15 protein-coding genes are annotated in these 12,899 nt (G+C 72.4%); 3 read left to right on the top strand and 12 right to left on the bottom strand.

From position 1 onward, the window contains the following. From HMPREF3159_RS14770 to ffh, 12 genes are all read right to left on the bottom strand, one after another. The coding region (locus HMPREF3159_RS14770; RefSeq protein WP_070501897.1) for a ribonuclease HII at window positions 1–621 on the bottom strand (621 nt) is incomplete at its 3' end. Then, a complete protein-coding gene (lepB, locus tag HMPREF3159_RS14775) occupies window positions 618–1,451 on the bottom strand; it encodes a signal peptidase I (protein WP_070501899.1) in 834 nt (277 codons plus the stop codon). The genes lepB (HMPREF3159_RS14775) and HMPREF3159_RS14770, both read right to left, overlap by 4 nt. A 31-nt stretch (window positions 1,452–1,482) precedes the next feature. Further along, the gene (lepB, locus tag HMPREF3159_RS14780; RefSeq protein WP_070501901.1) at window positions 1,483–2,052 is read right to left on the bottom strand and encodes a signal peptidase I; all 570 of its coding nucleotides are present in this window, start codon (window positions 2,050–2,052) and stop codon (window positions 1,483–1,485) included. A 28-nt stretch (window positions 2,053–2,080) separates the two neighbouring features. After that, window positions 2,081–2,431 (bottom strand): 50S ribosomal protein L19, encoded by a 351-nt coding sequence (rplS, locus tag HMPREF3159_RS14785; RefSeq protein ID WP_070501903.1) that lies wholly within the window; start codon window positions 2,429–2,431, stop codon window positions 2,081–2,083. A 343-nt stretch (window positions 2,432–2,774) separates the two neighbouring features. After that, window positions 2,775–3,503: a tRNA (guanosine(37)-N1)-methyltransferase TrmD gene (gene trmD / locus HMPREF3159_RS14790; RefSeq protein ID WP_070501904.1), complete on the bottom strand. Its 729-nt coding sequence runs from the start codon at window positions 3,501–3,503 to the stop codon at window positions 2,775–2,777. A gap of 7 nt (window positions 3,504–3,510) precedes the next feature. Beyond that, entirely contained in the window at window positions 3,511–4,095 is a 585-nt protein-coding gene (gene rimM / locus HMPREF3159_RS14795) for a ribosome maturation factor RimM (protein WP_070501906.1), read from the bottom strand. Beyond that, on the bottom strand, window positions 4,092–5,135 hold the full coding sequence (locus tag HMPREF3159_RS14800; protein ID WP_070501908.1) for a hypothetical protein: 1,044 nt from the start codon (window positions 5,133–5,135) through the stop codon (window positions 4,092–4,094). The genes rimM and HMPREF3159_RS14800 overlap by 4 nt, the downstream gene beginning before the upstream one ends. 1 nt (window position 5,136) lies before the next feature. Further along, window positions 5,137–5,379: an RNA-binding protein gene (locus HMPREF3159_RS14805; RefSeq protein ID WP_010551342.1), complete on the bottom strand. Its 243-nt coding sequence runs from the start codon at window positions 5,377–5,379 to the stop codon at window positions 5,137–5,139. 1 nt (window position 5,380) lies between these two features. Continuing rightward, window positions 5,381–5,860, bottom strand: a complete 480-nt coding sequence (rpsP, locus tag HMPREF3159_RS14810; RefSeq protein WP_070501910.1) for a 30S ribosomal protein S16 — start codon at window positions 5,858–5,860, stop codon at window positions 5,381–5,383. A 494-nt stretch (window positions 5,861–6,354) separates the two neighbouring features. Further along, on the bottom strand, window positions 6,355–7,476 hold the full coding sequence (locus HMPREF3159_RS14815) for an amidohydrolase family protein (RefSeq protein WP_070501912.1): 1,122 nt from the start codon (window positions 7,474–7,476) through the stop codon (window positions 6,355–6,357). Next, entirely contained in the window at window positions 7,473–7,964 is a 492-nt protein-coding gene (locus HMPREF3159_RS14820) for an endonuclease domain-containing protein (RefSeq protein WP_141748256.1), read from the bottom strand. Before HMPREF3159_RS14820 ends, HMPREF3159_RS14815 begins: the two co-directional genes overlap by 4 nt. 34 nt (window positions 7,965–7,998) lie before the next feature. Further along, complete coding sequence (gene ffh / locus HMPREF3159_RS14825) at window positions 7,999–9,597, bottom strand: signal recognition particle protein (protein WP_070501916.1); 1,599 nt, start codon at window positions 9,595–9,597, stop codon at window positions 7,999–8,001. 99 nt (window positions 9,598–9,696) lie between these two features. Here ffh and HMPREF3159_RS14830 point away from each other — a divergent pair, with 99 nt between their 5' ends. The 3 genes from HMPREF3159_RS14830 to HMPREF3159_RS14840 all read left to right on the top strand — a co-directional run bounded on the left by HMPREF3159_RS14830 (window position 9,697) and on the right by HMPREF3159_RS14840 (window position 12,856). Beyond that, window positions 9,697–10,650 carry a LysR family transcriptional regulator gene (locus HMPREF3159_RS14830; RefSeq protein ID WP_070501917.1) on the top strand — a complete coding sequence of 318 codons (954 nt, stop codon included), beginning with the start codon at window positions 9,697–9,699 and terminating at the stop codon, window positions 10,648–10,650. Window positions 10,651–10,829: 179 nt separating this feature from the next. Next, the gene (locus tag HMPREF3159_RS14835; protein ID WP_070501919.1) at window positions 10,830–11,828 is read left to right on the top strand and encodes a putative oxygenase MesX; all 999 of its coding nucleotides are present in this window, start codon (window positions 10,830–10,832) and stop codon (window positions 11,826–11,828) included. Further along, on the top strand, window positions 11,825–12,856 hold the full coding sequence (locus HMPREF3159_RS14840; protein ID WP_070501918.1) for a methionine synthase: 1,032 nt from the start codon (window positions 11,825–11,827) through the stop codon (window positions 12,854–12,856). The genes HMPREF3159_RS14835 and HMPREF3159_RS14840 overlap by 4 nt, the downstream gene beginning before the upstream one ends. Window positions 12,857–12,899 lie beyond the last annotated feature (43 nt).

Below are 12,899 nucleotides of genomic sequence, written 5' to 3' on the forward strand. Positions count from 1 at the left end.
GTGCACGCCGATCCGGTCGATCGCCGCGCGGTGCACCGCGGCGCCGTAGCCCTTGTTCGAGGCCCAGCCGTACTCGGGGACCTCCGCGTCCAACTCGATCATCCGCGCGTCCCGTGCGACCTTCGCGAGGATGCTCGCCGCGGACACGCTCGCGCAGTCCCGATCTGCGGCGACCCGCAGCTGCACCAGCGGCGCGGGGCGCTCCGCGGCCGTCAGCGCCGAGGTGAGCACGTCCGCGTCCCCGTCGAGCAGGAGCGCGTCGGCCTCGATGCCGAGCCCCTCGAGCGCGCGCAGCGCGGCGCGGGTCAGGGCAGCCATGATCCCGATCTCGTCGATCTCGGACGCCTCCGCCCAGCCGACGGCGCCGGCCAGCGCCGACTCGCGGATCGGGTCGACGAGCGCCTCGCGGCGGCGGGCGGTGAGCTTCTTGGAGTCCCTCACCCCGTCGGGCAGGGGTGCGACCTCGCCGTCGGTGATCTCGAGGGCGACCGCGCCGACGGCGACGGGGCCGGCGAGGGCGCCGCGGCCCACCTCGTCCAGCCCCACCACGACCCGGCGCCCGGGGCCCGCGCGGCGGGCGAGCTCGCGTTCGAGGTCGAGGGTCGGTGCGGGGGCGGTCACGGCTGGTCGGGCACGTCGGCGAACGCGTCCGACCCGTCCCCGAGGCCGGTCCAGCGGCTCGCGGGCCAGAACACGACCTCGGCGCGGCCGGTGATGTCCGACTCGTCGACGAAGCCGCCGTCACCCTGCACCTCGTGCCAGGCGGAGTCCGCGGAGGCGTAGCGGTTGTCGCCCATCACCCAGACCTTGTCGTCGGGGACGGTGACGTCGAAGGCCGCCTGGCAGGCGGGGGTCTCCGGGTTGATGTACGGCTCGTCGAGGGTGGTGCCGTTGACCTGCAGGGCGGCACCCTCCTCCTCGCACACCACGTGATCGCCGGGCAGGCCGATCAGCCGCTTGACCAGGTGGTCCTGGGAGGGGTCGGGGGCGAGCCCGATGAGCGAGAGGGCCATCATGACCCGCACCCGGGGGGAGGGGTTCTCGGTCGCGTCGCCGGGGATCCAGTCCGCCGGGTCCTCGAAGACGATGACGTCGCCGCGCTCGAGGTCGAACACCCCGGGGCTGAGCTTGGAGACGATGATCTTGTCGTCCTCCAGCAGCGTGGGGTTCATCGAGGCGGAGGGGATGTAGAACGGCTGGATCAGGAAGGTCTTCACGAGCACCGCGATGACCAGCGCGACCACCATGGTCACGAGCGTGTCCAGCCACAGCGGCATCCGCTGCCTGCGGCGGTGGGTGCGGCCCTCGCCCTCGGGGCGGTCCTGCGCCGCGGGGCGCTCGTCCCCCTGCGGGGCGCTGCCCTCGGACGCGGTCGCGGTCGCGGCGTCCTCGGCGGGAGCGGGGTCCCCGGTCGGGGAGCCAGCTCGGCGGTTCTCGTCGGACGCATTCATCGCGGCAAGGATAGCCGCTGGGGGCTGGGAGTCAGAGGGAGCCGCCGCGAGGCGGTGGCCACACGATCCGCTCGACCCTGCCGACCACCCGATCCACCGGGATCATCCCGCCGCCGGGGGCGCCGAGCAGGTGCCGGGAGTCGGTGGAGTCGGGACGGTTGTCGCCGAGCACGAACATGCGTCCCTCGGGGACGACGAGGTCGAACTCGGTGGTGCTGGGCGCCATGCCGCCCGGCAGGTAGGGCTCCTCCAGCCCGTCGCCGTTCAGCAGCAGCGCGCCGTCGTCGCCGCAGCAGGCGATGGAGTCGCCGCCGACGGCGATCACCCGCTTGACCCAGTAGCGGTCGCCGTCCTCCGCCGAGGGGGCGAAGTATCCCCTCCCGTCGAAGACGATCACGTCCCCGCGCTCGGCCTCGCCGGCGCTCGTGCGGTCGGCCAGGAGCACGTCCCCGGCCTCGAGGGTCGGTGCCATGGAGGCCGACGGAACGCGGAAGGGCTGGACCACGAAGTGCCGCACGGCGAGCACGACGAGCAGCGCCAGCACGACGCAGACGGCGACGGCCACCACCGGGTGGGGCCGTCGCCGTCTCTCCGCGCTCACGCGGGTGATCCTGGGATCCGCGAGCAGATCAGGAGTGGTCGCGCTTCTCCTTGATGCGGGCCTTCTTGCCCGTGAGGTTGCGCAGGTAGTACAGCTTCGCGCGGCGGACGTCACCGCGGGTGACGACCTCGATCTTGTCGACCGTCGGGGCGTGCACGGGGAACACGCGCTCCACGCCGACGCCGAAGGAGACCTTGCGGACGCGGAAGGTCTCACCCACGCCGTGGCCCTGGCGGCCGATGACGTAGCCCTGGAAGACCTGGATTCGGGAGCGGTTGCCCTCGATGACCTTCACGTGCACCTTGACGTTGTCGCCGGCGCGGAAGGCGGGGACGTCCTCGCGCAGGGACGCCTTGTCGAGCTCGTCGAGCTTCTGCATGTCTCTCTCCTGGCCTCCGCCTCAGGTCGTCGGCCTCGTTCGTCGGGTTGCCTCTCGGGCGACCCGTCATGAACCGTCGATCCGGCGGGGAGCTGGCTCCCCGTGCCGGTGTGCTGGGCCTCTGGCGGCGACTCCCATCGCCACGGACCTGCCCGACCGCGTGATGCGCCCTCCCCTGAGGCAGAGAGGCGCGCGGTGCGCACGAGGGGTCATTCTGCCAGCGCACGGGAAGGGGCGGCAAGCCAGCACCGGGGCGTTCGTGCCGGTGATCACCGTGGAGGGCTGTCGGATCGCTCACGTCCGAGGCGCCAGTGCAACGACCTCGGCGCGCCGGACGGCGCCCTCAGGCCTCGTCGAGCAGATCGGGGCGGCGCTGCCGGGTGCGCTCGAGCGACTGCTCGCGTCGCCAGGCGGCGATCTTCCCGTGGTCGCCGGAGAGCAGGATCGCGGGCGCCTCCCGCACCACCCCGGCCGGGTCCTCCCAGCGGGCGGGTCGGGTGTAGAGCGGATACTCCAGCAGCCCGTCGGAGTGGGACTCCTCGACGAGGGACGCGGCGTTGCCGACCACGCCCGGGACGAGCCGCACCACGGCCTCGGTGATCGCGAGGACCGCGACCTCGCCGCCGTTGAGCACGTAGTCGCCGAGGGAGGCGAGGTGGACCTCGCAGCCGATGTCGGCGAGGTGCTCGTAGACCCGCTCGTCGATCCCCTCATAGCGACCGCAGGCGAGGACCAGCCATTCGCACTCGGACCATTCCTGGGCGGTGGCCTGGGCGAAGGGGGTGCCGGCGGGGTTGGGGAAGATGATCACCGGCTCGGTGTCGGCGCCGAGCGCCGCCTGCCCCCCGGCGCGCACGGCGGCGAACGCCTCCGCCCACGGCTCGGGCTTCATCACCATGCCGGCACCGCCGCCGAGCGGGGTGTCGTCCACGGTGCGGTGACGGTCGTGGGTCCAGCTGCGCAGGTCGTGGACATGCAGGTCCACGAGCCCGTCGCGGCGCGCCTTGCCGATCAGGGAGAGGTCGAGCGGGGCGAGGTACTCGGGGAAGATGGTGAGGACGTCGATGCGCACGGCGGGCTCAGCGCTCCGTCCGGGCGGGGCCGGAGGTCTCCGGCTCGGGGCCCTGCTCGTCCTCGGGCAGCGCGTCGAACAGCCCGCCGGGCGGATCGGCGGTGACGACGCCGGCCTCGAGGTCGACCTCGGGCACGAGCTGCTCGACCAGCGGAAGCTGCACGCGTCGCCGGTCGGGGGTGCGCACGACGAGGAGGTCCTGCGCCGGGTAGTGGTCCACGCCCGCGACGACGCCGAGCTCGCGCCCGTCGACGTGGCGGACGGCGAGGCCCTTGAGCTGCGCGGGATACCAGGCATCGGGATCCTCGGCGGCCTCCTCCTCGGCGTCGACCGCGATCTCGAGGTCCACCCCGCGCAGGGACTCGGCGTCGGTGCGGTCCGCGACCTCCTCGAAGCTCGCGTACCAGCGCTCCTGCTGGAGGCGGGTGCGGGCCACCGTGAGGGTGCGGGAACAGCCGTCGACCTCGACCTGGAACGCGGTGCCGGGGCTCAGCCGCTCCTCGGGCTGGTCGGTGCGCAGGACGAGGGCGACCTCGCCGCGCAGGCCGTGGGCGCGGCCGATCGTCGCGACGATCACGTCGAGGGTGCTCATGCGGTGGCTCCGTTCGAGGGGGCGGGAAGGGCTGCGAGGTGGGAGGGAGCGAAGTCGGCCGGGTCGGAGGCATCTGCCCGGGCGGGCGCGTCCTCCGGTGCGGGGGCGCCGACGACGGCATCGCCTCCCTCCTCGGCGGGAGCCGGGGCATGGTAGCCCTGCTCGGCGCAGGCGGTCGCGAGCTGGTCGAGCGGGTCCTGGAGCCCGTCGGACCAGGTGTCGCCGTCCAGGGCGTCGACGAAGGGGGCGCGGACCTGCTCGAGGGCGGTGCGCACGGCGTCGTCGTCCACGGCGGCGATCTGCGCGTCCAGCAGCTCGGCGGTCGCGCGGAGGTCGTCGGTGTGCCCGGAGGGGACCTCGCGCGGGGAGAGGCCGACGAGCTTGAACATGTTCGAGGTCAGGACGTTCGAGTTCGCGAAGTGGGTGAGTGTGCCGGGGGTGTCGAAGACGTCGGCGCAGACGAGGGCGGCGGGCTTGGCGCCGGCCTCCCCTCCCCCGGCGGCCCAGAGCGCCGCGACGGAGACGTCATGACAGCCGGCGGCGACGCCTTCGAACGCGTCGGCGAAGGCCTCGCGGTCGGACGCGGCGCCGCGCTCGGGCTGGGTGCGGAACCAGTCGGCCAGCTCCGTCGCGGCCGCCCGTGCGCCCTCGGGCGCGTCGGCGAAGAGGTCCTCGACGTCGTCGCCGGTCGTGGCGTAGAAGCCGGGGTCGGACGGGCCGACCTCCGGTGCGCTCCCGGCACGGTCCAGGACCTCGCGGGAGAGCGGGCCCGCATAGTCGGGGTCTCCCCAGAACCCGGTGCAGGCCGCGACGAGGGCGGGATCAGCGCTCGCCTCCTCGGACGCGGCCGACGGCGCCTCCGGCTCCCCACCGGGCCCCTCGTCCGTGCAGCCGCCGAGCGTGAGGGCGAGGGTGGCGAGCGCGGCGCCGGGGAGGGCGGCGCGGTGAGCGCGGCGACGACCCCCGGACGGCGAGGAGCGGCGCTGCCGGGACCTCTCGGTCCGCTCGGCAGCGCCGCTCCTCAGGATCCTGCGGGGCACCTCAGCGGCGGTCGACGTCGACGATGTCGACCCGCACGTCGTCCTCGGAGAGGGCCGCGGTGACCGTGCGCAGGGCACGGGCGGTGCGGCCGGACCGGCCGATGACGCGTCCCAGGTCGGCGGCGCCGACCCGGACCTCGAGCAGCGGGCCGCGACGGGTCGACTTCTCCGTGACGCGCACGGCGTCGGGGTCGTCGACGATGCCGCGGACCAGATGATCGAGCGCTTCGGCGCGGGCGCTCATCTCAGGCCTCGTCGGTCGCCGCGGCCTCGGCGTCCTCGGTGGTCTCGCCCTCGGCCGGAGCCTCCTCGGAGCCGGGGGCGACGTCCGCGGCCTCGGCCTGCTCGTCAGCCTTGGCCTTCTTCGCCCCGTCGCGGGACTCGGTGGCGGCCTTGTCGACCTCGGCGATGAGCTCCTCGGCGGACTTCTTCGCCTCGGCGGTCTTCAGGGACCCGGCGACGTCGCCCTCGCCCTTGAACTTCGCCCAGTCGCCGGTGACCTTCAGCAGCGCGGCGACCTGCTCGGACGGCTGCGCGCCGACGCCCAGCCAGTACTGGGCGCGCTCGGAGTCGATCTCGATGACCGAGGGGTTCTCGGTGGGGTGGTACTTGCCGATCTCCTCGATCACGGCGCCGTCGCGCTTCTTGCGCGAATCGGCGACCACGACGCGGTAGAACGGTGCACGGATCTTGCCCATGCGCTTCAGACGGATCTTGACAGCCACGTGGGTGGACTCTCCTTCAGGGATGTTCGGGTGAGTCCCGCCGCAGCCTGTGGGGTGATGCGGGCGCTGACGGTTCTCGGGGTGTCGCTCCCGGGCGGGTAGAGGGCCGGCCCGGACGCATACAGCGCACGATTATGCCAGGGATCCCCTCCCCCGTTCCACCCCGCATCCTGTGCGGCGGGGCACAACGGCCCGAGGGGCAGGGCCGACCTCGGCGCGCCGGGCAGACGGGGCCGTCGGCCTCAGCCGGAGAACGCCTCGAACAGCAGGGGCCGTCCGCGGCGAGGCCGGGGACGGGAGCGGAGGCGGAGCCGCGCGCGGCGCGTCGTCGGCCGGCGGGCTGCGATCCGGTGGGCTGCTCTGCGTCGTCGGAGTGCATCCCCGCACGGTAACGGTCGTGTGCCCTGGATCACCGCGCGACGCGGTGGGGCGGCGCGAGGTCGTCCGCTCTGCCCGTTTCGGGTTCCGCGGCCGGTGCCGCTGGGACGATCAGCTCACGCGACCTGGCGACCGCCGAGCACCACGTGGCTGCGTTCGCGCAGGATCCGATGGTCCTCGCGCGGGTCAGCGGGGACGACGAGCAGGTCCGCCGGGGCGCCGTCCTCGAGCCCGGGGGCGCCGAGGAAGCGGCGCGGCGCCCAGGCCGCGGCCTCGAGGATCTCGGTCGCGGAGAGCCCGGCGGCGTCGAGCTCGTCGAGCTCGTCGTGGATGATGCCGTGGCCGAGCACTCCACCGGAATCGGTGCCGACCAGCAGCTGCACCCCGGCGTCGTGGGCGTCGCGGGTGCGGTCGTAGCGGCCGGCGCGCAGGCGGCGCATGTGCGCGGCATAGGCGGGGAACTTCTTCTCGCCCTGGGAGGCGTAGGTCTCGAACTCGTCGACGTTCACCAGCGTGGTCACCACCGGGATGCCCGTCTCGGCGACACGGCGGATCGTCTCGTCGGTCAGGCCCGTGGCGTGCTCGAGGCAGTCGAAGCCCGCGTCGAGGACGAGCGGGAGGGTCTCCTCGTCGAAGGTGTGGGTGGTGATCCGGGCGCCCGCGGCGTGGGCGGCGTCGGCCGCGGCGACGAAGTCCTGTGCCTCCCAGCACGGGGTCAGATCGCCGACGCCGCGGTCGATCCAGTCGCCGACGAGCTTGACCCAGCCGTCGCCGCGGCCGGCCTCGCGGGTGACGGCGGCAGACAGGTCCTCGGGCTCGAGCTCGTCGGCGTAGCCGATCAGGTAGCGGCGGGTGCGGGCGAGATGACGGCCGCAGCGGATCAGCCGCGGCAGGTCGTCCTGCTGCTGCAGCGGGGAGTTGTCGATGATCGAGCCGGCGTCGCGGATCAGCAGCACCCCGGAGTCGCGGTCGACGAGGGCCTGCTCGCGCGCCTCGGCCAGGGTGGTGCCCCCTCCCCCGTCGGCGATGCCGAGGTGGCAGTGCAGATCGGCGAGTCCGGGGAGCACGAAGCCGTCGATCTCGCGGACCTCCGCGCCGGCGGGAAGCTCGGGCTTCTCGTGGTGGATCCGGCCGCCGACGACCCAGGCGCCGTCGAGCTCCTCCTCGGCACCGAGCAGGATCGGTCCGCGCAGGTGGAGGATCGGTGCGGTGGTCTCGGCGACATCGGTGGGGCTCATGCCGCCGAGCCTATCGATCCGGCCGCGGCCGGGGCAGCGAAGGTGCTGCCCGGGCCGTACGAGTCGGGCGGGCTCGTCGTCATCTCGGTGGCCCAGGCGTGTTCGAGCCGGGCGAAGAAGTCGGTCGGCTCGTGGAGGTCCTCCGAGTACACCCTGGTGACCGTCCATCCTTCGGCGGTCAGGACGGCGCTCTTGCGGTGGTCGTGCCTCACTCGGTCGGGCGCCGTCAGGTGCTCGGCCCCGTCGCACTCGATCGCGATGCATCGTTCCGGGTAGGCGAGGTCGATGTAGTAGGCGATGCCGGTCGCGGGGTCGACGACCTCGTGGTTCATCACGGTGACGGGTCGACCGTACCGCCTCACCTTCGCTAGCGGGATGCGCCACGCAGTGCCGAAGCGGTCCGCGACCAGGGAGCCGATGGCGATGACGAGCTCGTCGAGCGTGAGGCCTCCGGTGATCTCATGGAGCGCCATCAGCGGTTCGACCATGGTCACCCCATGGACGGCGCTCAGCGGCGCGGGGTCACTTGCCGCCGAGGAGCTTCTGCATCTCCGGCGGGAGCTGGCTGGGGTCGAAGTCGGACAGGTCCGGCTGACCGCCCTGCTTGGCGCCGCCGCCGAAGGCGGAGCCGCCCTGCCCGCCGCCCTCCGCGGCGCGCTTGGCGGCCTCGGCCTGCTCGCGCGCGGCCTTGGCGGGGTTCTTGGACTTGGACTTCTTGCCCTGGGGGCGCTGCGGGGCCTGCCGGCCTCGGGACTTCTTGCCCATGCCCATGCCGGGACCGCCGGGCATCCCCGGCAAGCCTCCGCCGCCGCCGGACATGCCGCGGCCCATGGTGCGCATCATCTGCTGGGCCTGCTTGAACCGCTCGAGCAGCTGGTTGATCTGCTGGACGGTGGTGCCGGAGCCCCGGGCGATGCGGTTGCGGCGCGAGCCGTTGATGATCTTGGGGTCGTTGCGCTCCTCGGGCGTCATCGAGCGGATGATCGCCTCGATCCTCCCGATCTCGGACTCGTCGAAGTTGTCCAGCGCCTCACGGTACTGCCCCATGTTCGGCAGCATGCCGAGCATCTTCTTGATGCTGCCCATGTTCTTGAGCTGCTGCATCTGGTTCAGGAAGTCGTCGAGGGTGAAGTCCTCGCCCGAAGCGAGCTTCGCCGCGGTCTTCTCGGCCTCCTTCTGGTCGAAGGCCTTCTCCGCCTGCTCGATCAGGGTCATCACGTCGCCCATGTCGAGGATGCGGCCGGCCATGCGGTCCGGGTGGAAGCGCTCGAAGTCGTCGAGGCTCTCGCCGGTGGAGGCGAAGAGGATCGGGCGCTCGGTGACGCCGGTGATGGACAGCGCCGCGCCGCCGCGCGCGTCGCCGTCGAGCTTGGAGAGGACCACGCCGGTGAAGCCGACGCCGTCGCGGAACGCCTCGGCGACCCGCGCGGCGTCCTGGCCGATCATCGCGTCGACGACGAAGAGGGTCTCGTGAGGACCCACGGCATCGCGGATGTCCCGCGCCTGCTGCATCATCTCCTCGTCGATGCCGAGGCGGCCGGCGGTGTCGACGATGACCACGTCGTGCTGCTGGAACTGCGCGGTGGAGACGCCGTTCATCGCGACCAGGACCGGATCGCCCACGCCGTTGCCCGGCTCGGGGGCGAAGACGGGCACGCCCGCACGCTCGCCGACGATCTGCAGCTGGTTCACAGCGTTGGGGCGCTGGAGGTCCGCGGCGATCAGCAGCGGCGTGTGGCCCTCGGACTTCATCCACTGCGCGAGCTTGCCGGCGAGGGTCGTCTTGCCGGCGCCCTGGAGGCCGGCGAGCATGATGACCGTGGGCGGGTTCTTCGACCAGTTCAGCTCGCGGGCCTCGCCGCCGAGGACCTGCACCAGCTCGTCGTTGACGATCTTGACGACCTGCTGGGCGGGGTTGAGCGCCTTGGAGACCTCCTCGCCGAGGGCGCGCTCGCGCACCGCGGCGGTGAAGGTGCGCACCACGGACACCGCGACGTCGGCGTCGAGCAGGGCTCGACGGATCTCGCGGATCGTCTTGTCGACGTCCGCCTCGCTGAGGCGGCCGTGGCCACGCAGGCCCTTGAGCGACTCTGTGATGCGGTCGGAGAGGTTGTTGAACACGAAGCGCTTCCCCTTGGTCGGTCGGACCGCACCAGTGTAGAGGCTGGGCCGCGCACTCCCGAGCCCTCCCCCGGGCGCACGGTGAGCTAACCTGCACCGATGGCACGCGGGGGCGTCGGGACGGCGCACGGGATCACACTGCAGCAGCTGCGCTACTTCGTCGAGGTCGCCGCGGAGGGGTCGATCACCGCGGCGGCGGACCTGCTCCAGGTGTCCCAGCCGACGATGTCCGCCGCGATGAAGGACCTCGAGCGCCGGGTGGGACGGGTCCTGCTGCGCCGCTCCGTGCGCGGCGCAGCCCTCACCGAGGACGGCATCGAGTTCCTCGGCTACGCCCGTCAGGTGGTCGAGCAGGCCGAGCTGCTCGAGCACCGCTATCTGGGACGCCCGCCGGCCCGCCGCCTGCTGGCGGTCTCCGCGCAGCACTACTCCTTCGTGGTCGAGGCGTTCGTGCGGATGGTGAAGGCCTCGGAGGCGGCGGAGTACGCGTTCACGCTGCGCGAGACCCGCACCGCGGACATCATCGAGGACGTGCGGACGCTGCGCAGCGAGCTCGGCGTCCTCTACCGCAGCGACTTCAACCGCAAGGTCATCGACAAGCTGCTGCACGACTCCGAGCTCGTCTTCACGCCGCTGTTCCTGGCGAGCCCGCACATCTTCGTCGCCCGCACGAACCCGCTGGCCTCGCGCCGACGGGTCACCCTCGAGGACCTCGAGGGCCTGCCCCGGCTCGCCTTCGACCAGGGGACCGACAACTCCTTCTACTTCGCCGAGGAGATCCTCTCCACGCGCTCGGCCGCGCAGGACATCCGGGTCAGCGATCGGGCCACGATCTTCAACCTGATGATCGGACTGGACGGCTACACGATCTCCACCGGGATCGTCTCCGACGACCTGGACCCGTCCATCGTGGCCGTGCCGCTCGAGGTGGACGAGCGCATCGAGATCGGCTGGATCGGCCATGCCTCCGCGCCGCTGACCGGTCAGGCGGAGCGGTTCGTCGCCGAGATGCGCGAGGTGGTCTCGAGCTTCGGGGTCGAGCCGTTGTCGTAGCGGCCGCTCCGCCGCCGGAGCCCCTGCGACCGGGGCCGTCCCCGCCATGGCGCTCGCCCCGACGCCGGGACCGATCCGCCACCATAGGCACCACCTATGCAGACCCCCCAAGTGTCGTGATGACACTATGGCGGGGGGTCCTGCGTACGCTCGCCCCCACCACGACGACCGGGGGCATGATGACGACCGACTTCTCCTTCAGCATCCGCACGACCCGCTTCGACGAGGACTACGTCCCCTCGAGCGGCTCGCGGATCACCACGAACTTCGCCAACCTCGCCCGCGGGGAGCATCGCCGCGCGAACCTCCGCCGCGCCCTGCGCATGATCGACGAGCGCGCGAACGAGCTCGCGGGCGGCGGGGACCGCTACGCCGTGGAGCTCGACATCGTCTCGGCGGACCTGCACCTGGGCGCAGGGGCGGAATCCGCCGACGGCGGCGAGGGGCTCCCGCTGATCGAGATGCTCGACGTGCGGATCCTGGACCGCGCGACCGGCGAGCACCTGCCGGGGATCACCGGGAACAACTTCTCCTCCTACGTGCGGGACCACGACTTCAGCGTGCGCCTGCCCGCCCATCAGCAGGCCGCGGGCGACGCGGGATCCGGCGGCGGCGTGCCGGAGGACTTCGGCGTGCTGCACGGCAGGCTCTTCCGCCGCTTCGTCTCCTCGGACGCCTATCGCGAGCGCTTCGCCGGACCGCCCGTGGTCTGCATCAGCGTCTCCACCAGCCGGACCTATCGCCGCATCGGCGCGCCGCATCCGGTGCTCGGCGACGAGTACGAGGCCGACGGCTCCTCCCTCACCGATCTCTACTTCGCGCGGATGGGGCTGCAGGTGCGGTGCTTCAAGCCCCGCGGCGCCGTCGCCCCGCTGGCGTTCTACTTCGAGGGCGATCTGCTCGCCGATCACTCCGACCTGGCGCTCATCGGCACGATCGCCACGATGGAGACGTTCCAGCGGATCTATCGCCCCGAGATCTACAACGCCCGCGAGAGCGCCGGGGAGGTGTACCGGCCGAGCCTGGGCGGCACCGACCACGCGGACACGGGGATCGTGTACGACCGCGAGGAGCGCAGCCGTCTCGGCGTGACCCAGGGCAGGTTCATCCAGGAGCGGCTGATCGCGCCGCACCAGGAGCACCTCGAGCAGTGGCTGGCCGAGGAGGTCGTCCGATGAGCACCCTCCTCCCCACCTCGATCGTCGGCAGCCTCCCCAAGCCCTCATGGCTCTCCGAGCCCGAGACGCTCTGGTCCCCCTGGCGCCTCGAGGGCGCAGAGCTGGACGAGGGCAGGCGCGATGCGCTGCACCTCGCCGCGGCCGAGCAGGCCGTGGCCGGCCTCGACGTGATCAGCGACGGGGAGCAGACCCGCCAGCACTTCGTCACCACCTTCATCGAGCATCTCAGCGGCGTCGACTTCGCACGTCGCGAGACGGTGCGCATCCGCGATCGCTACGACGCGAGCGTCCCGACGGTCGTCGGTCCGGTGCGTCGTGAGCGGCCCGTCTTCGTCGACGACGCGGCCTCCCTCCGCACGCGGACGGACAAGCCCCTCAAGTGGGCGCTGCCCGGCCCGATGACCATGATCGACACGCTGTACGACGCGCACTACGGCAGCCGCGAGGAGCTCGCCCGCGAGTTCGCGGCCCTCCTCAACCAGGAGGCGCGGGAGCTGGAGGCGGCGGGCGTGGACATCATCCAGTTCGACGAGCCCGCCTTCAACGTCTTCTTCGACGACGTGCGGGACTGGGGCGTGGAGGTCCTCGAGCGGGCGGCCGAGGGGCTGCGCGCCGAGACCGTCGTGCACATCTGCTACGGCTACGGCATCAAGGCCAACACCGACTGGAAGGCGAGCCTGGGCACGGAGTGGCGCCAGTACGAGGAGACCTTCCCGCTGCTGCGCGACTCGGTGATCGACACGGTCTCCCTCGAGAGCCGCGGCTCGCACGTCCCGATGGAGCTCGTCGAGCTGCTGCGCGGCAAGAAGGTGATGCTCGGCGCGATCGACGTCGCCGATCCGCAGGTCGAGACCCCCGAGGAGGTCGCCGACACCCTCCGCCGGGCCCTCGCCTTCGTGGAACCGGAGAATCTCTGCCCGAGCACGAACTGCGGCATGGCGCCGCTGTCCCGCACCGTCGCGCAGGGCAAGATGCGGGCGCTCGCCGCGGGGACGGCGCTTCTGCGCGCCGAGCTCGCGGGGGGCTGAGTCCGCGCCGCGGGGCGGGCGGAGGGAGCCGGGCCCGGCGAAG

It is taken from the genome of Brachybacterium sp. HMSC06H03 (assembly GCF_001807385.1).
Lineage (GTDB): Bacteria > Actinomycetota > Actinomycetes > Actinomycetales > Dermabacteraceae > Brachybacterium > Brachybacterium conglomeratum.